13 protein-coding genes and 2 pseudogenes are annotated in these 17,262 nt (G+C 72.8%); 7 read left to right on the top strand and 8 right to left on the bottom strand.

The features are described 5' to 3' along the window. Positions 1-62 precede the first annotated feature (62 nt). Positions 63-476 carry a VOC family protein gene (locus Actob_RS17235; RefSeq protein WP_284921221.1) on the top strand — a complete coding sequence of 138 codons (414 nt, stop codon included), beginning with the start codon at positions 63-65 and terminating at the stop codon, positions 474-476. Between the two features lie 109 nt (positions 477-585). On the opposite strand, the gene Actob_RS17230 is transcribed toward Actob_RS17235, so the two are convergent. Beyond that, on the bottom strand, positions 586-1,152 hold the full coding sequence (locus Actob_RS17230; RefSeq protein WP_284921220.1) for a hypothetical protein: 567 nt from the start codon (positions 1,150-1,152) through the stop codon (positions 586-588). Positions 1,153-1,389: 237 nt separating this feature from the next. On the opposite strand from Actob_RS17230, the gene Actob_RS17225 reads away from it, so the two are divergent. The 4 genes from Actob_RS17225 (at position 1,390) to Actob_RS17210 (ending at position 6,099) form a co-directional block, all read left to right on the top strand. Then, on the top strand, positions 1,390-2,526 hold the full coding sequence (locus Actob_RS17225) for an RCC1 domain-containing protein (RefSeq protein ID WP_284921219.1): 1,137 nt from the start codon (positions 1,390-1,392) through the stop codon (positions 2,524-2,526). 224 nt (positions 2,527-2,750) lie between these two features. Further along, a complete protein-coding gene (locus Actob_RS17220) occupies positions 2,751-3,992 on the top strand; it encodes a WD40 repeat domain-containing protein (protein ID WP_284921218.1) in 1,242 nt (413 codons plus the stop codon). Positions 3,993-4,046: 54 nt separating this feature from the next. After that, complete coding sequence (locus Actob_RS17215; protein WP_284921217.1) at positions 4,047-4,637, top strand: TetR/AcrR family transcriptional regulator; 591 nt, start codon at positions 4,047-4,049, stop codon at positions 4,635-4,637. A 355-nt stretch (positions 4,638-4,992) separates the two neighbouring features. After that, complete coding sequence (locus Actob_RS17210) at positions 4,993-6,099, top strand: alkane 1-monooxygenase (RefSeq protein WP_284921216.1); 1,107 nt, start codon at positions 4,993-4,995, stop codon at positions 6,097-6,099. Between the two features lie 155 nt (positions 6,100-6,254). Here Actob_RS17210 and Actob_RS17205 read toward each other — a convergent pair whose 3' ends face one another. The 5 genes and pseudogenes from Actob_RS17205 to Actob_RS17185 all read right to left on the bottom strand — a co-directional run bounded on the left by Actob_RS17205 (position 6,255) and on the right by Actob_RS17185 (position 13,033). Further along, complete coding sequence (locus tag Actob_RS17205) at positions 6,255-6,752, bottom strand: hypothetical protein (RefSeq protein WP_284921215.1); 498 nt, start codon at positions 6,750-6,752, stop codon at positions 6,255-6,257. A gap of 161 nt (positions 6,753-6,913) precedes the next feature. Continuing rightward, positions 6,914-7,873: a nucleoside hydrolase gene (locus tag Actob_RS17200; RefSeq protein ID WP_284921214.1), complete on the bottom strand. Its 960-nt coding sequence runs from the start codon at positions 7,871-7,873 to the stop codon at positions 6,914-6,916. A 205-nt stretch (positions 7,874-8,078) separates the two neighbouring features. Then, complete coding sequence (locus Actob_RS17195; protein ID WP_284921213.1) at positions 8,079-10,775, bottom strand: TIM-barrel domain-containing protein; 2,697 nt, start codon at positions 10,773-10,775, stop codon at positions 8,079-8,081. A 300-nt stretch (positions 10,776-11,075) separates the two neighbouring features. Beyond that, positions 11,076-11,275: pseudogene (locus Actob_RS44030) on the bottom strand (hypothetical protein); the annotation flags it as partial. 42 nt (positions 11,276-11,317) lie between these two features. Next, positions 11,318-13,033 (bottom strand): IlvD/Edd family dehydratase, encoded by a 1,716-nt coding sequence (locus Actob_RS17185; RefSeq protein ID WP_284921212.1) that lies wholly within the window; start codon positions 13,031-13,033, stop codon positions 11,318-11,320. Between Actob_RS17185 and Actob_RS17180 the strand changes: the two are divergent. Beyond that, a pseudogene (locus Actob_RS17180) lies at positions 13,032-13,154 on the top strand (SMP-30/gluconolactonase/LRE family protein); the annotation flags it as partial. The gene Actob_RS17185 and the pseudogene Actob_RS17180 sit on opposite strands and share 2 nt — an antisense overlap. Before the next feature lie 170 nt (positions 13,155-13,324). Here the strand turns inward: Actob_RS17180 and Actob_RS17175 are convergent. Then, on the bottom strand, positions 13,325-14,794 hold the full coding sequence (locus Actob_RS17175) for a GGDEF domain-containing protein (protein WP_284921211.1): 1,470 nt from the start codon (positions 14,792-14,794) through the stop codon (positions 13,325-13,327). 261 nt (positions 14,795-15,055) lie between these two features. Here Actob_RS17175 and Actob_RS17170 point away from each other — a divergent pair, with 261 nt between their 5' ends. Beyond that, entirely contained in the window at positions 15,056-16,339 is a 1,284-nt protein-coding gene (locus Actob_RS17170; protein ID WP_284921210.1) for a vanadium-dependent haloperoxidase, read from the top strand. Positions 16,340-16,454: 115 nt separating this feature from the next. Here the strand turns inward: Actob_RS17170 and Actob_RS17165 are convergent, their stop codons facing one another. Beyond that, the gene (locus Actob_RS17165; RefSeq protein WP_284921209.1) at positions 16,455-17,195 is read right to left on the bottom strand and encodes a hypothetical protein; all 741 of its coding nucleotides are present in this window, start codon (positions 17,193-17,195) and stop codon (positions 16,455-16,457) included. Positions 17,196-17,262 lie beyond the last annotated feature (67 nt).

Below are 17,262 nucleotides of genomic sequence, written 5' to 3'. Positions count from 1 at the left end.
GGTTCCGGCTCGGCGGCGATCGTGGAACCGCCACAGATCGTGGTTCCCGCTAGGAGGCACTGATGAAGTTCAGTTTGGTCGGGATGGCGCTGGCCGCGGTGGAGCCGGCCGCCAGCGCCGCCTGGTTCGCCGAGCACTTCGGGTTCGCCGTCGGCATCGACCTGGGCTGGTACGTCAACACCCGGCACGCCGGCCACCCGGGCCTGAGCCTGGACTTCGTGCAGCGCGACCACCCGTCGTGGCCGGCCGTGACGCGGGGCAAGAACGTGGTCGGCACGCTGCTGGCGTTCCTGGTCGCCGACGTCGACGCCGAGTACACCCGGCTGCGGGACGCCGGCCTGGAGGTGGTCATGCCGCTGGTGACCGAGCCGTGGGGGCAGCGCCGGTTCCAGGTCGCCGGCCCGGACGGGCTGCTGGTCGAGGTGCTCCAGTCGGTCGCCCCGGACCCCCGCTGGCTGGCCGACAACGGTTTCTAGTCGTCGCTTGCCGTCGCCCGTTCCCGGTGCCGTGCCGCCGGCGACGGCGCGGGGGCGCCCCGGCCGTACCGGAAATCGGTCTCGCCTCGGGGTGGACGGCCCGGGCCGATCAGACGGTGGTGATCTCGTTGATCTTCGCCTGAACGGTCAGCTTCTTGGTCCTGGTGCCGTCCGGGGTGATCGCGGTGAGCAGGTAGGTGTGCGTCTGGTAGGCGCCGGGGTCGCCGCCGCAGGAGAAGGTGAGGGTGGCGGAGTCCTTGGCGCGGTATTCGGCATAGACGCCGGGACCGTCGACCGAGAGGGTGGTCTTGTCGGCGCCGGTCACCTTCCATTCCAGGGTGACCGGGTCGCCGGGGTGCGGGGCCTGGTTGGTGCCGGACGGGCAGGACGGCTTGCCGGTGACCCGGAAGTAGGCGATGGCCGGGCCGTCCGTGGTCGCGGTGACGATCGGCGCTGCCGTGACGTGGTGGGTCGGTACGGACCTCGGGCGATGGGTGGCGGTGACGTCCGGCTCCGGACTGGCGGTGACGTCCGGCTCCGAGCCGGCGGTCGCGCTCACGGAGACCCTGGGGGCGGCGCTGTCCCGGGGGTGTCGCATCCGGGACAACGCGATCCCGGCGATGACCGCCAGGACCACCATGGCGCACAGAACCGCGATGAACCAACGCCGTCTCACGGGGATCCTCCCTGGCCGGGCCGACTTTCCGCGCACTCTATGGCCGGCCGGGAAGCCGGGACAGCACCCGGGAGAGGGTCTGGCACGAAGCCGGTATCGGCACGCCGGCCGGGCGGTTCCGCGGGTCCCGCCTGACGACATCGCTCCTAGTCAATGTCGGTTGTCAATGGTATGAACTTTGTTACGAGTCGTGGGAGCGCTCCCACACATCCCGACCCGGCTTGGAGTGATCGACACATGCGCACATTCATGGCGCGCCTTCTCACCACCGCCGCACTGACGGTGCTGGCTCTGGGCGGCACGGCCGGGCCGGCCACCGCCGCCCCGCCATCGGCCACCACCGTCGCCGCCGGCTACTCGCACACCTGCGCCATCCGCGCCGACGCGAGCCTGTGGTGCTGGGGCGACAACACCAAGGGCCAGCTCGGCGACGGCACCACCGTCAAGAAGACCAGTCCGGTACGCGTCGGCACCGCCACCACCTGGGCGAGCATCGACGCCGGCACCAGCTACACCTGCGGCACCCAGGCGGACGGCTCGCTGTGGTGCTGGGGCGCCAACACCCGTGGCCAGCTCGGCGACGGCAGCACCACGAACCGCAACACCCCGACCCGGGTGGGCACCCTGACCGGCTGGGCGAGCGTCAGCGCCGGGGACAGTCACACCTGCGCCACCCGTACCGACGGCACGCTCTGGTGCTGGGGCTTCAACCGGCTCAGCCAGCTGGGCGTGACCTCGTCGGTGTACTACGCGACGGCCCCGCTGCAGGTTGGTACCGCTACCAACTGGGCCGGTGTCTCCACCGGGTTCGGGCACACCTGCGGGACGCGTACCGACGGCACCCTGTGGTGCTGGGGCGACAACGGCGACGGTCAGCTGGGCCTCGGCCGGCTCACCGCCGCCACCACGCCGGCCCAGGTCGGCACCGGCACCACCTGGGCGAGCGTCTCGGCCGGATACGCCTTCGCCTGCGCCACCCGCACCGACGCCACCCTGTGGTGCTGGGGCGACAACGGTTACGGCCAGCTCGGCACCGGCACCACCTACCAGACCGCGCCGGTCCAGGTCGCCGGCACCACCTGGAGCCGGGTTGACGCCGGTTTCAACTCGGTCTGCGCCGACCGTACCGACGGCACCCTGTGGTGCTGGGGCAACAACATGGCCGGCCAGGTGGGCGACGACACCACCACCAACCGCACTGCTCCGGTACGCGTGGGCACCGCCACCACCTGGACGCCGCAGCACGTCACCGGCTACCACACGTGCGGCTTCCGCGCCGACGCGAGCCTCTGGTGCTGGGGCAACAACGCCAACAGCCAGCTCGGCGACGGCACCACCACCGCGCACCTCACCCCGGCCCAGGTCACCTTCTGAGCCGAGTCCCCCGGCCCGCACCGCAGTCACCCCGACGGCGGTGCGGGCCGGCTCGGCCGGACACCGGCCGGGCGGAGATCGCGGCGCGGTACGCGGTACCGCTGGAGCCGTGACCGCACTCCCCCGGCGGGACAGCCCTTCCGCACCGAGGTCCGTGACCACCCGGGGTGATGGACTGCGACTAACAGCGCAAATCCCCCCAACAAGGCGGTTACATTGCCAAAGTGACTACCAAGAACATCAGCTACGGGGTCGTCGCCGCGGCCGTGACCGGCTTGCTCGCTTCCACCGTCATCGCCATCTCGCAGCCCGCGCTCGCCGCGCCGCCGAATCCCGTCGGGCACGCCTCGGTCACCGGCACCGCCGGCTCCCGCACCGACGGGCACGCCTCGGCCGCCAGGACCGCCCGCTCCCGCGCCGTCGGGCACGCCTCGGCCGCCAGGACCGCCCGCTCCCGCGCCGTCGTGCCCGGCGAGAACGGGCTCATCGCCCTGCGCCCGGACGGCAAGGTCCTCGCCACCGTGAGCAAGGGAGCGGTGCGCCTGTGGAACGCCGCGACCGGTCGCCCGTCGGGACCGCCGCTCGCCGGCTACGCCGGAGCGGTCCGCACCATCATGTACAGCTCCGACGGCAAGCTGCTGGCGGTCGCCGGTGATCGCGAGGTGTCGCTCTGGGATCCGGCCACCGGCAAGCGATCGGGGCCGCCGCTGACCGGCCACGACGGGGCGGTGCGCTCGGTGGCGTTCACCAAGGCCGGCGACCTGCTCGCCACCGCCGGCGACGACGCGACCATCCGGCTGTGGGATCCGGCCACCGGCCGCGCGCTGCGCACCCTGCGGGGTCACGCCGGCGCCATCGGTTCGGTGGTGTTCAGCCCGGACGGCAAGCGCCTGGCGAGCTCCGGCGCGGACAACACGGTGCGGCTGTGGGAGACCGGCACCGGCCGGCCCATCGGCGAGCCGCTGATCGTGGGCGCCGCCCCGATCTACGCGATGAGCTTCAGCCCGGACGGCAAGCTGCTGGCCGCCTCCGGTGGCGGCAACCTGGTCCGGCTGTGGAACCCGGCCACCGGCAAGCCCGCCGGCGAACCGATCACGACCAGCACCGGGCCGGTCTACGCCCTCACCTTCAGCCGCCACGGCAAACTGCTGGCCACCTCCTCCGGCGGCGACAACAGCGTCCAGCTGTGGAACACCGCAACCCGCCGGGCGGCCACCGCTCCCCTGACCGGCCACAGCGGACCGGTGCGCGCCATGCGGTTCAGCCGCAACGGAAAGGTGCTCGCCACCGGCAGCGACGACGGCACCGCACGCCTGTGGGACCCGGCCACCGGCAGCCCCGAGGGAAAGCCGCTGACCGGGCACACCGGCCCGATCTGGGCGCTGCGGATCAGCCGCAACGGCAAACGCCTGATCACGGCGGGCGCGGACGACAAGGTCCGGCTGTGGCACATCACCGCTGAATAGCTTTCGGTACGGCCGGAAGCCGGTGACCCGGGTGCTGGGTAAGCTGGGCGCGCCATGGAATCAGCGCTCTCCTACCGTGACGCCAACCGGGCCAGGCTGCGGGACGCCCTGGTCACCGCGGCCCGGGAGCTGACCGTGGCCAACGGCTGGGACCGGGTGCGGATGGCCGACGTGGCCCGTTCGGTCGGCGTCAGCCGGCAGACCGTCTACAACGAGTTCAGCACCCGGGCCGGTCTCGCCGAGGCGCTCGCCGTCCGGGAGATCGACGAGTTCACCACCGCGGTCCGGGCCCGGCTGCACGAGCACGGCGACGACGTCCGTGCCGCCGGGCACGCGGCCATCCTGCACACGCTGCGCGAGGCCGCCGGCAACCCGCTGATCAAGGCGATCCTGACCAGCGCGCCCGGCGGGGCCGGCGAGCTGCTCCCCTTCCTCACCACCCGCTCCGACCTGCTGCTGAGCGCGGCCTGCGCGGTGATCGAGGAGTGGGCCGCGGCCTGCCTGCCGGCGGCCGATCCGGCGACCACGAGGCTGGCCGGCGAGTCGATCGTGCGGCTCACCGTGAGCCACCTGATGTTGCCGTCCGGCCCTCCGGAGACCTCGGCGGACGCCCTGGCCGAGGTCTTCGCCCGCCTGATGCGGTAACCACGTTCCGCCCGGTGAGCACCCTGGCGGGCCCTTCTTCTCGACCCCACCTTTCCGCACCACCCCTCTTCGCCTCGCCTTCCCCGCGCTTCGCCTTCTTCCCCACCTCCTTCACGCCCTCGCCTTCCCGGCCTTGCCTTCCCCGGCCTCGCCTCCCCCACCCGCCTTCCCGGCCTCGCCTTCCCGGCCCCGCTTTCTGGGCCCCACGGCTTCCGGCGTGCCGCTGCGGCCCCCGCCTTCTCGGCTCCGCGGCTTCCGGCGTGCCGCTGCGGCCCGCAGGACCCATCATGCCGACAAAAGCCACGTTGCTGTCCACTCTATTGACACGACGGCTTCGTTTGTAAAGCATCGATGCATGACCGCCGCCGTCGTCCCCTGGCGGGACACCAAACGCCCCCTCTGGCCGCTCGCCCTCGTCGTGCCCGTGCTGCCCTTCGCCGCCCTGCTGCTCGACGCCACCGCCGGGTCCGCCTGGGCCTGGTGGCTGACCCCGGTCTTCATCCTCGGCGTCATCCCGGTGATCGATCTGCTGGTCGGCGACGACCGCGCCAACCCGCCCGAGGAGGTGGTGCCGGCGTTGCAGGCCTCCCCCTACTACCGCTGGATCACCTACCTGTTCCTGCCCGCGCAGTACGCCGCCCTGGTGATGACCTGCGCGATCTGGACCCGCGGCCCGGGAGTCGCCGGTGCCGCCGGGCTGGTGCTCACCGCCGGGCTGGTCAACGGCATCGCCATCAACACCGCCCACGAGCTCGGCCACAAGCGCGAGTCACTGGAACGCTGGCTGTCCAAGATCGCGCTGGCGCCGACCGGTTACGGCCACTTCTTCGTCGAACACAACCGCGGCCACCACGTCCGGGTGGCGACCCCCGAGGACCCGGCGAGTTCCCGGCTCGGGGAGTCGTTCTGGAGGTTCTGGCCGCGTACCGTAAAGGGAAGTCTGTTGTCGGCCTGGCGGCTGGAGACCAGCCGGCACCGGCTCCGCGGGCGCAGCCCGTGGTCTTTCCGCAACGACATCCTGAACGCCTGGGCGATGACGGCGCTGCTCTTCACGGCCCTCACGGTCGCCTTCGGCCCCGGCGTGCTGATCTTCCTGGCGTTGCAGGCGGTGGTCGGCTTCTCGGTGCTGGAGGCGGTCAACTATCTGGAACACTATGGGCTGCTGCGGCAGCGCACCGCCACCGGCCGCTACGAGAAGGTCGACCCGCGGCACAGCTGGAACAGCGACCGCCTGACCACCAACGTCTTCCTGTTCCAGCTGCAGCGCCACAGCGACCACCACGCCAACCCGCTGCGCCGTTACCAGACGCTGCGCACCTTCGACGTCTCCCCGCAACTGCCGGCGGGTTACGCCACGATGCTGGTGCTCGCCCTGATCCCACCACTGTGGCACCGGATCATGGACCCCCGGGTCCTCAGCCACTACAACGGCGACGCGTCTCTGGCCAACACCAAACCCTGACCCCTTTCCGGTACGCCGGTGGAGTCACGCGGCGCCGCCCCGATCACCAACGCCTCCCGGTGCCCCCTGGGAGGCGTTGGCATTCCCGGCCCCGCTGGTCGGTCAGCCGTGATACCGACCCGATCCGCTCGCTGTTCCGCAGTCCCGGCTGGCGCTCACGGTCCTGTCCCGGCCCGGGACACCACCACAGCGACCAGCCCCACGAGCCCGGCTGGCACCCACGACCCCATCCCGGCCCGCGACACCACCACAGCGACCAGCCCCACGCGCCCGGCTGGCACCCACGACCCCATCCCGGCCCGCGACACCACCACAGCGACCAGCCCCACGCGCCCGGCTGGCACCCACGACCCCATCCCGGCCCGCGACACCACCACAGCGACCAGCCCCACGCGCCCGGCTGGCACCCACGACCCCATCCCGGCCCGCGACACCACCACAGCGACCAGCCCCACGCGCCCGGCTGGCACCCACGACCCCATCCCGGCCCGCGACACCACCACAGCGACCAGCCCCACGCGCCCGGCTGGCACCCACGACCCCATCCCGGCCCGCGACACCACCACAGCGACCAGCCCCACGGGCCCGGCTGGCACCCACGACCCCATCCCGGCCCGCGACACCACCACAGCGACCAGCCCGGGTCGCGGCATGCATTCACGGATGGGACGACGGCGTCGCGCGCACGCCGCGATCAGAGGCGTGGTGCCGCGGACGGCTGATGGCCTTCCGGGAATCGGCATCCCGTCAGGCGGCCACGACCTGCGGGGTGTCGGCGGACGCGACCGGGGCCGGGCGCGCGAGCGCTCCGGGACTAAACGGCGTCGATCAGGGCGTCGAGTTTCGAGGTGAGGGCGGCCGGGTCGGTGAGGACGAGGTACTGCTGACGGTGGCCGCCGACGGTCCAGGTGTTGAGGCCGTCCGGGGTGACGACGTTGTGGCCGCCGGAGCCGGACAGGCGGAAGACGCCGTCGGGGCCGTAGATGGCGTAGTACAGCGCGGTCGGATCCCAGGTGCCGTCGTGCTGGGTGGTGCCGCAGCCGTACAGCACGTCGAAGGCGGCGCGGACCGGGCTGCCGGCCGGGTGGGTGGCGCAGACGTTGTTGCCGACGAGCACGGGCAGGCCGGTCTCGAAGCCGTCGAACACGATTGGGGTGGGCCAGCCGGCCACCACGTGCCGGGTGGCGTCGAGGTCGAGACCGAAGTTCCACTCCGGCGCGGTGGCGGCCGGGTACTCGCCGCCCATGACGACGGCACGGGCGACCTTGCGGGCGACCAGGGCGCGGTCGGTCTTCAGCAGCCGGGACAGGCCGGTGAGCGAACCGATCGACAGGATCGTCACGCTGTGGTCGGGCTGCGACCGCAGCAGCCGGCGGTACAGCGCCACCGAGTCCTCGGTCCGCCCGGCGTGCGGGTAGTTCTCGGCGAGCAGCCGGCTGTAGTTCTGATCGACCGGGGCGGCGCCGGCGGTGACGCCGATCGGGATGCCGGGCCGGCCGTACCAGGTGTTGAGCGCGTCCAGCGCGGGCGCGTTCCAGTCGTTCCGGACGTCGGTCATCATGCCGAGGATTCGGGTTCTGCCCTGGTCGGCAGCGGTGTGCGCGGCGGCGACGGCGGCGACGTCGTCCCACCACTGGCCGAAGTCGGTATCGATGATCAGACGGGTGGGCGTCCGACCGGCGGACGCCGGGGCGGGTGCGGCGGCCACCGCGAGGACTGCCATGGCCAGCGCCACGAGGAGCCGTAGCGGGGTCGAGAAGGAGGAAGTCTTCACCCGGCCATCCTGGCGGCCGCACGACCCTCTTGGGAACGCTCCCACCGTCCAATGAGGTCCTTGTCACGGCGGAGGGAAGCGACGGACCGGAATGGCCGGTGCGAGGCGACGGCCCAGCCGGAGGAGCCGAGGCGGCAGAGGCGGCAGTCAGACGATGACCCCGGCGGCGGAGGCGTGGTCACGACCGCGCCCCCGCCGCCCGGGTTCATCGGATCTTCGCCCCGGAGCGGACGAAGACCGGCATCGTCTCCAGCGTGGTGGTGACGGCGGCACTGGTGCCGCCCGCATACCGCTTCCCGGTGAAGTAGTCCGTCCACGTGCTGCCCGGCGGGAACCAGACGGTGGTCGTCGCGGTCGCGCCCGGCGTGGTCACCGGAGCGACCAACAGATCCGGCCCGTACAGATACTGGCTGCCGGCGCTCGCGTACGCCTCCTGCTCACCCGGATAGGCCAGGTACATCGCCCGGACGATGGGTGTCCCGGTACGCGTCGCCTCGGCCGCCGCGGCGTACGTGTACCCCTGCAATTTCCTCCGCAGGTTCAGGAACTTCTTGGCGGAGGCGTTCGCCGCCGGGCCGTACTGCCACGGCAACCGGTCGCTGTGGTTGGAGTGCAGCCGGTCGATCGGCTGGAACGTGCCCATCTGCACCCACCGCGCGTACAGGTCGTCGGGAAGTTTGGTGCTGCCCGGCTCACTCCCCGGTTCCTGCAGTCCACCGGTGTGCCCGCCGATGTCGTGGCTGATCGCGGCCAGCCCGGTCGCCGCCGACTCCCCCGGCGTGTAGCCGACCTCGAACCGCAGCGTCTCCCAGTTCGAGGTGGTGTCCCCGGTGAAGTGCAGCGTGCTCCGCTTGTCGGCCCACGGCCCGCTCGCGACCGGCCCCGGGTTGCCGTAGCCACCGGCCTGCAGCGACCCGTACGCCCGGGAGAACGCGAACCCGGTCTTCTCCGCGTACCGCTGGTTGATCACCGCGTCCCGGCCCCGCGACGCGTCGCAGCACCAGTCCAGCCACCAGAAGTCGACACCCGTCGCGCCCATCTGGTCGTGCAGCCAGAAGTACGCCGCCAGCTGGTCCGGATCACCGAAGTCGAACACGTAGCAGTCCGCGCCGCCGTTGCACCCGGTTCGCCGCAGCTTCCCCTTGGCGATCTCCTGGGCCCGCGCGAAGTGCGGATCCGATCCGAGGATGCTCGGGTGGATGTTCAGCCCGGTGTGCACCCCGCGCTCCCGCAGCCAGGTCGCGAACGCCGTCCAGTCCGGGAACCGGGACGGGTCGATCGACCAGCCGTTCCACCGGTCCGGCGCCTTGAAGTCGGTGTCCACGACCAGCGCGTCCAGCGGCACGCCCTCGCTCCGGAACCGCGTGACGATGTCCTGGAACCCGGCTGCCGTCCGGTCGTAGTACTCCGAGTACCAGACCCCGTAGGCCCACTTCGGCAGCAGCTTCGTCGGCCCGGTCAGGGTGGCCAGCTCGCGCAGCGCCCGCCGGTAGTCCTGACCGTAGGCGAAGACGTACCCGTCCTGTCCCGCGCCGGAGTCGTCGAGCAGCGACCAGCCGTCCTGGTAGAGCAGCCCGGCGAAGGTCCGGGCACCGCCGTTGACGCCGTCCAGGCCGCGGCGGTATCCGCCCAGCGGCGCGTGCGGGGCCAGCAGCGGCGCCCGGCGCGCGGTCACCGCGACGGTGTCCACGTTGACGTTGCAGCTCTGATCGGTCGGACAGCCCAGCGTCACCGTGTTGGTGCCGGCCGTCAAGGACACCAGGACCTTTTCGGTACGCCAGTAGTCCCACCCGCTGGTGGGCGGCAGCGTGGCGGTGACCGGAGTCCCGTCGTCCGCCGTCACCGTCATCGTCCTGGCCCGCACCGGCTGGCTGCCGGCCTGGCCGTTGGCGTAGCGCAGCTGCACCTGGTAGGTCCCGTCAGCCGGTACCCCGGTCACGGTCAGCGCGGTCCCGGACCCGGCACGTTCCAGGCCGGCCAGGAAGCCCGCCCCGGAGTACCCGTTGTGGTCGTCGGCGAGCCGGGCACCACCGGCGGCCGCGCCGGTGTCGGCCTCGCACACCGTGCCGAACGCGCACGGCTGCGGCCCGGCCGGGACGGGTGCGGGGTAGCCGGCGCCCGGCGCGAGGACCGCCAGGCTGTCCACGTTCACGTTGCCGGAGTCGCTCGCCGTGCGCACCAGGCGGATCTCGTGCCGGCCGGCGGTCAGGCTCAGCGGCGCGGAGGCGAGCGCCCAGGTGTCCCAGTTGCCGGTCGGCGGCAGGCTCAGCGTCCCGGCCGCGACACCGTCGACGGTGACGGTCAGGGTACGGGTGACGTTCTGCCCGTCCCCGCCGGTGCTGTTGGCATAGCGGACGGTCAGCTGCTGAGCGCCCGCGCCGGCCGGGGTGACGGCGAAGGCGAGCGAGGCGCCGGTGCCCTCGAACCCGGCCGCGAATCCCCGGCCGGTGTAGTCACGGTGGTCGGTGGCCGGGCCGAGGCCGTCGAGGGCCAGGTCCTCGGCCTCGCACAGGGCGCCGGGCGGGCAGTCGGGGGCGCCCCGGCCCGCCCACGGCGTGGCGGTCACCGTCTGGCGGCCGGCTTTCAGCCGTACCGAAAGATTGTCCTTGGTGAACGGACCGGAACCGACCCGGTAGCGCAGGGTGGCGGCGCCCGTGTCGATGGTCAGCCAGCCGCGGGAGACGCGCTGGGTGAAGCGGACCGGCGCGAAGTCGTCGCGGCCGATCACGGTGAAGGTGCCGGCGTCGGTGAACCGGCCGCCGGCGGCGTACTCGGTTCTGATCAGCGTCGGCGAGAGGACCTGGAAGCGGGCGTCACCGGCGATGACGCTTCTCGGCTGCTTGGTGGCGGCCTGGGCGGACGTGGACGGGATCAGCGCCAGGCCGCCCGTCACCAGGGTCACGGCGGTCGCCGCGGCGACCCTCCGTCGGACAAGATCGCGCAACTGCGACTCCCCCATCGATGGCGATGAGATCTCTTGGTAACCAAGCTGTCATCGGACAGGTACGAATGTCAATGGATCAAACAAACCGGGTGGGCGCGCTGCCACCACCGTTGACGTCCAGGCACACTTGCCCGCGAAGCCGACCACCGGGCCGGTGCCGCCGGGGGTGAAGGTGAACGCGTCCACGTCGAAGAGCGCTCCCGCCCCGCCGGCGAACGTGAGGTACAGCGTGGTGGTGCCGGCCGGCGGGCTGGTGATCGCCGTGTCGAAGTCGATGTCGCCGCCGACGTGGCAGCAGATGCCGCGGGAGGCGGGCACGTCGAGCACGACCTTCTCGACGCTGAGCTTCCAGTCCGCGGTCAGGGTGAACCGGGACAGCCGGTTGCGCCCTGCCAGGCGGTGAAGTCGGTACCGGTGTCCGGGGAGTCGCCGGCCGGGGGCTGGGCTGGTGGCCGGTACGCGCTGCGCGCGACGTGATCGGCGGGTGGCGGTACTGCTGGTCAGTGCGAGCCGCGGGCGACGTGATCGCCGCTCGATCCGAGCAGGAAGTCCAGGTCGGCACCGGTGTTCGCCTGTCCGACGGTGTCGACGTAGAGGCGCTCCCAGCCGCGCCGGGGTGCCGCGTAGGCCGTCGCGGCCTCGGCGGACGGTTCGCGGGCCGCCCACTCCTCCGCCGGCACGTCGACGTCCAGGCGCCGGGCGGCCACATCCAGCACGATCGGGTCGCCGGTGCGGACCCGGGCGAGCGGGCCACCGGCGGCGGCCTCCGGGGACACGTGCAGCACGACGGTCCCGTACGCCGTACCGCTCATCCGCCCGTCGCAGATCCGGACCATGTCGCGGACGCCCCGCGCGAGCAGCTTCGCCGGCAACGGCATGTTCGCGACCTCGGGCATGCCCGGGTAGCCCTTCGGGCCGCAGCCGCGCAGGACCAGCACCGAGTCGGCGGTGACCGGCAGATCCGGGTCGTCGAGCCGGGCGTGCAGGTCCTCGACGGAGTCGAAGACGACGGCGGGACCCCGGTGCCGCAGCAGGCGCGGGGACGCGGCGGCGGGTTTGACGACAGCGCCGTCCGGGGCCAGGTTGCCGTAGAGCACCGCGATCCCGGCGTGCGGCCGCAACGGCTGCGACCGGGCGCGGATCACCTCCCGGTCGTACGTGACAGCCCCGGCGAGGTGCTCGACCAGCGGCCGGCCGGTCACTGTGATCGCCGCCGGGTCGAGCAGGTCGCGGATCTCGGCGAGCACGGCGTGCAGCCCACCGGCCCGGTACAGGTCGTCCATCAGGAACCGGCCGGCCGGCAGCAGGTCCACCAGCAGCGGCACGTCCGCGCCGACCCGGTCGAAGTCGTCCTGGGTGAGCGGCACCCCGAGCCGGCCGGCGATGGCGAGCAGGTGCACCACCGCGTTCGTCGAACCGCCGAGCGCGGCCAGCGCGACTATCGCGTTGCGGAACGAGCCGTGGGTGAGCACGTCACCGGGCCGCCGACCGGCGTCGATCATCTCGACGGCCAGCACCCCGGTGGCGTGCGCGGCTTCCAGCAGCCGGCTGTCCGGGGCCGGGATGCCGGCGATCCCCGGCAGCGTCATCCCGAGCACCTCGGCGAGCAGCCCCATCGTCGACGCGGTGCCCATCGTGTTGCAGTGCCCCCGGCTGCGGATCATCGAGGACTCGGAGCGCTGGAACTCGGCGGCCGGCAGCGTCCCGGCCCGGACCTCCTCGGACAGCTTCCACACGTCGGTGCCGCAGCCCAGCGGGACCCCGCGGAACGTGCCGGTGAGCATCGGCCCGCCGGGCACCACGACGGCGGGCAGGTTCACCGAGGCGGCACCCATCAGCAGCGCCGGGATGGTCTTGTCGCAGCCGCCGAGCAGGACCACCCCGTCGATCGGGTTGGCCCGCAACATCTCCTCGATCGCCATCGCCGCCATGTTGCGCCAGAGCATCGCCGTGGGCCGCACCTGCGTCTCGCCCAGCGACACCACCGGCAGGTTCAACGGGATCCCACCGGCCTGAAGGATCCCGTCGGACACACTGCGCGCCACCTCGTTCAGGTGGGCGTTGCACGGCGTCAGATCGGAGGCCGTGTTGGCGATCGCGACGTGCGGCCGCCCGGCGAACGCGTCGGCGGGCAGTCCACGGCGCATCCAGGCCCGGTGGATGTAGCTGTTCCGATCATCCCCGGCATACCACTGCGCACTGCGGCGTGGCTGCATGCCCCGGATGCTAGCGCTCGCGCCATCGAACCTGTGGATCGCCGTGTGGGGCGGCGGGCGGGTGGAGTGCCGTACCCCCAAGGGTGTTGTCGTGGCGACCGTGGCCGTCGACGCGCCGCACGTGACGAGCGTCGCCTTCGCCGGGCCGGACCTGGATCTCCTCGTGATCACGACGGCGCGGGCCGGGCTGACTCCCGCCGAGCTGGCGCGCCATCCGGACTCGGGACGGCTGTTCACCGCCCGGGCCGGCGTGCCGGCCCGCCCACGCCCTACTGGGATCCGTCCCGCTGATCACGCCGCCGCGGGCAGCGGGTCGGTGCCGGCCAGCACGACCCGGTTGCGGCCGGACGCCTTGGCCGCGTACAGCGCCTGGTCGGCGATCCGGGTCAGCTCGGCCACCTCGTGGGTGTCGTCCGGCAGGCAGGCGACGCCGACCGAGATGGTGACCGACAGCAGTTGGTCGTCGCCGACCGCGAACGGCGCCGTCGACACCCCGCGGTGGATGCTTCCGGCGATCGCCGCGACCGACCTCGGGTCGGCGCCGGGCAGCAGCACCGCGAACTCCTCGCCGCCGTAGCGGGCCACCACGTCACCGGTACGGACCACCTGCCGCATCCGGCGGGCCACCTCGACCAGCACCCGGTCGCCGGCCTGGTGACCGTAGGTGTCGTTGACCCGCTTGAAGTGGTCGACGTCGACCAGCACGAACGCGAGCGAGGCACCGGTACGCCGGCACCTGTCCGCCTCGGTCCGCAACGCCTCCTCCAGGTAGCGCCGGGTCCGCAGCCCGGTCAGCCCGTCGGTGATCGCCATCGTCCGCTGCACCCCGACCAGACCCGCCATCCGTGCCAGGACCAGCAGGAACAGCACGACGCAGGCGACCGTCACCTCCGGCACGTGCAGCGCGGCGCCGCGCAGGTACTGCACGCCCAGCGTCACCGGCGCCACCACCGAGGCGACCGCCAGGATCGCCAGCCGGGTCCGGGTGGCGTCCGGCGCGGCGGCCGGCGACGGCTCGTCGACGGTGGCCATCGACGGGTGCAGTCCGGCGGCGGCCAGGCAGAGCACCGCGCACATCCACACCCCGTCGACGAACACGCCGTCATAGGTGCCCAGCAACGCCTGCACGGCGTAGGTGGTGTCGCCGATCAGCACGCCGACCAGCCAGAGCATGACCAGCCAGAACGCCCGCGGCCGGGTGCCGGCGCCGATCATGAGCCGGACGCCCACGCTGAGCAGCATGAGGTCCATCACCGGGAAGGCGACGGTGGCCGCCTGGGCCGGGCCGGTCGCACCCGCCGACAGCGGGTGGATGAGGTAGACCCAGCCGAGCAGGCTGACCGCCACCGCCACCACTGTGGCGTCGAGCAGGCTGGGCAGGTCCCACTCCGGCGTGCGGCGGCGCACCAGCGACAGCAGGCCCAGCGTGAAGCCGAGGGAGCCGCCGAGATACCACAGGTCGGCGACGCTCGGGTAGGGCACCTCGCCCGAGCGGCCGAGCACGAAGTAGACCAGGTCCCCGATCAGCATGCTGCCCTGCCCGGCGGCGAGCAGCAGCCACGGGCGGCGGGCGCCGCGCGGCCGGTACCGCAGCGCCCCGCGGACCAGACCGGCCACCGCGGTGAGCGAGGCGCTCGAATACAGCAACTGGGTGACCGCCGCGAAGCCGCCGGCGAAGTGCCCGGCCACGTAGTAGGCGGTGGTCAGCACCGGCGCCAGCAGCAGCGGCCCGATCCAGAGCGGAAGACGTCGCCCAGCCATGCCGCTCCCCCCGGTCGTCATCAAGCGGACTCCTGCCGATCGGCAGTTCCCGGCCACCGACGAGTTCCATCCGGTTGCGGATCGGTTGCGACCGCCCGCCGCTCACGGCACGCCGCGGGTCACCGTCACCAGACGCTTTCGGTACGCCCGGAGCGCGCTCGCCGCGCGTACCGGAAATCGTGGCGATCGTGAGCCGCGGCGAACCGTCCGGTTGGCTACACATCGATGCCCGCGTTCCGCCCGGTGCGGGACCGTGTGCGGATGAAGAAGCTGTTGTTCGTCGTCGCAGTGCTCCTGGCCGGCGTCGGGGCCGGTACACCGGCGGTCGCTCACGGCAAGCGACCGGACATCGACGGCGTCCGGGTGTGGAACGAACTCGCGCTCACCGCGGTGCGGACCACCCGGGCGACCGACGCGGACGCGGCGCGCCTCTACGCGATGCTCGACGTGGCCATGTACGACGCGGTCAACGGGCTGCGGACCGGGCCCGCCCGCCGCACGCCGGCGCTGGTCGGGGAGAGCGGACCGCACGGCGCCGACCCGCAGGCCGCGGCGGCGTCGGCGGCGCACGCGGTGCTGGTGCGGGCCGACGCCGACCGCACCGCCACCTATGACGCGCAGCTCGCCGCGGATCTGGCCCGGCTCGGGCCGGGCACGCCGGTCACTCGTGGCGCGGCGTGGGGCGAGCGGGTCGGCGCGGCGGTGAGCACCGCGCGGGCCGGCGACGGTTACCGGCCGGTGCGGAGTCAGCCCGCGGGCGCCGGGCCCGGGGTGTTCCGGGCCGAGTGGTCCGGCACGCAGTACCGCGACGTGCTGCCGTTCGCGGTGGCCGACCCGGCACGGTATGTGCCCGGCCCACCGCCGGCGCTGACCAGCGACACCTACGCGCAGGCGTTCACCGAGGTCAAGGCGCTGGGCAACGCCGCGATCCCGGCACCGGACCTGCTCGCGACGTTCCAGTTCTGGTCGTTGCCGGCCGGGTCGGCGCAGCCGCCGGGCGAGTGGCTGCGGATCGCGCTGACCGTGTCCGGTGACCGGGACCTGCCGCTGGGCGAGCAGACCCGGCTGACCGCGCTGCTGACCATGGCGCTGGCCGACACCACGGTGGCCACGGTGGCGACGAAGTACACGTACCGGCACTGGCGGCCGACCACAGCGATCCGGGAGGCGGACACCGACGGCAACCCGGCGACCGAGCCGGATCCGGCGTGGACGCCGCGGGCGGGCAGCGTGGGCGGCTCGCCGGAGTACGTGTCGGGGCACAGTTCGTACAGTGGCGCCGCGGCTGCCGTGCTGGCCGGGTTCTTCTGCACCGACCGGATCGCGTTCACGCACGCCACGGACTCGGCGCCGGGCGGGGTGGCGCGGAGCTATCCGGGCTTCTCGGCGGCGGCCACCGAGGCCGGGTCGTCCCGGATCTATGGCGGGCAGCACTTCCGCTTCAGCGACCGGGCCGGGCAGGCGATCGGCCGGGGTGTGGCGGGAGAGGTGCTGACCACCCAGTTGCGCTACCGGGACGGGCACCACGGTTCCTGCCCGCACTGACCCGCGACCGGCCGGCCGCTCCCACGTGCTGGATTCCGACATCCTCGACCGCGCCCGCACAACCACCATCGACGCTCCGGACACCGGCACCGGCCGACCTGAGCCGGTGCCGGGACTATTGCGCCGGATGTGTGTACAGGCTGGTCCGGCAGCCCGTCTCGCCGGGCTCGAGTTGCACGGGACGGAAGGCGACCGGCATCGTCTTCCCGTCCGGCTTGCGGATCATCACGAGGCAGTCTCGCTCGGCGGCCACGCCCACCGCGGCGACCAGGGTGCCCTTGTCGGTGACGGTGTCCACCCCGATGCCGTCCTGCGGGAAGGCGGTTCGGACGCGGTCGGCGAGCGTCTCGGGCGTGGCGTCACGTAGCGCGGCGGCAAGTCGGGCCGGGGCGTCGTCCGGCAGTTTCAGCGGCGGCGAGGCCGAGGGCGCGGGTGGCGAGGCGACCGCCGGGCAGTCGATTTCGTCGTAACTGGTGTAGCGGTACAACTCGAGCGTGTAGCGGTAGCACCAGGTCGTGCCGTCGGTGGGCTCCGAGTCGCGGGTTCGTACGGCGAAGCGGACGTCGATGGTGGCCTTCTCGTCCGCGAAGACCCGCCCGGACCAGGCCAGGGGTGTCGCGCTGACCTCGCTGTCGCTGCCCTGCGCCGCGGTGGGCACCTCGGTCGCGGCGATGTACTCGGCCTCCCGAAGACGGTCGCGGTAACCGAGGTCGTCGTTCAGCCGCTTCGCTGCCTGCTCAGCTTCGCTCGCCGGGTTCTCGCCCTCGAGGGAGATGGTTCCGCAGCCGGCCAATGCCACGCCGGCCGTGACGAGCGCGGCCGCCCAACCCAAGAACATTGCCTGCTTACTGCCCATGTCCGGGACGGTACAGTCGCCGATCAACAGCCGTTGCGGGTCGCCCGCTCCTGGTGAAGCCGACCGG

It is taken from the genome of Actinoplanes oblitus, from assembly GCF_030252345.1.
Classification (GTDB): domain Bacteria; phylum Actinomycetota; class Actinomycetes; order Mycobacteriales; family Micromonosporaceae; genus Actinoplanes; species Actinoplanes oblitus.
The sequence above is the reverse complement of the archived record's forward strand: the minus strand, read 5'-3'. Positions and strand labels throughout refer to the sequence as shown.

Coding starts and splice junctions, on each gene's coding strand:
- Actob_RS17235 (WP_284921221.1), top strand. CDS start 63: ATGAAGTTCAGTTTGGTCGGGATGGCGCTGGCCGCGGTGGAGCCGGCC.
- Actob_RS17225 (WP_284921219.1), top strand. CDS start 1,390: ATGCGCACATTCATGGCGCGCCTTCTCACCACCGCCGCACTGACGGTG.
- Actob_RS17215 (WP_284921217.1), top strand. CDS start 4,047: ATGGAATCAGCGCTCTCCTACCGTGACGCCAACCGGGCCAGGCTGCGG.
- Actob_RS17210 (WP_284921216.1), top strand. CDS start 4,993: ATGACCGCCGCCGTCGTCCCCTGGCGGGACACCAAACGCCCCCTCTGG.
- Actob_RS17205 (WP_284921215.1), bottom strand. CDS start 6,752: ATGCCGCGACCCGGGCTGGTCGCTGTGGTGGTGTCGCGGGCCGGGATG.
- Actob_RS17185 (WP_284921212.1), bottom strand. CDS start 13,033: ATGCAGCCACGCCGCAGTGCGCAGTGGTATGCCGGGGATGATCGGAAC.
- Actob_RS17175 (WP_284921211.1), bottom strand. CDS start 14,794: ATGGCTGGGCGACGTCTTCCGCTCTGGATCGGGCCGCTGCTGCTGGCG.
- Actob_RS17170 (WP_284921210.1), top strand. CDS start 15,056: ATGAAGAAGCTGTTGTTCGTCGTCGCAGTGCTCCTGGCCGGCGTCGGG.
- Actob_RS17165 (WP_284921209.1), bottom strand. CDS start 17,195: ATGGGCAGTAAGCAGGCAATGTTCTTGGGTTGGGCGGCCGCGCTCGTC.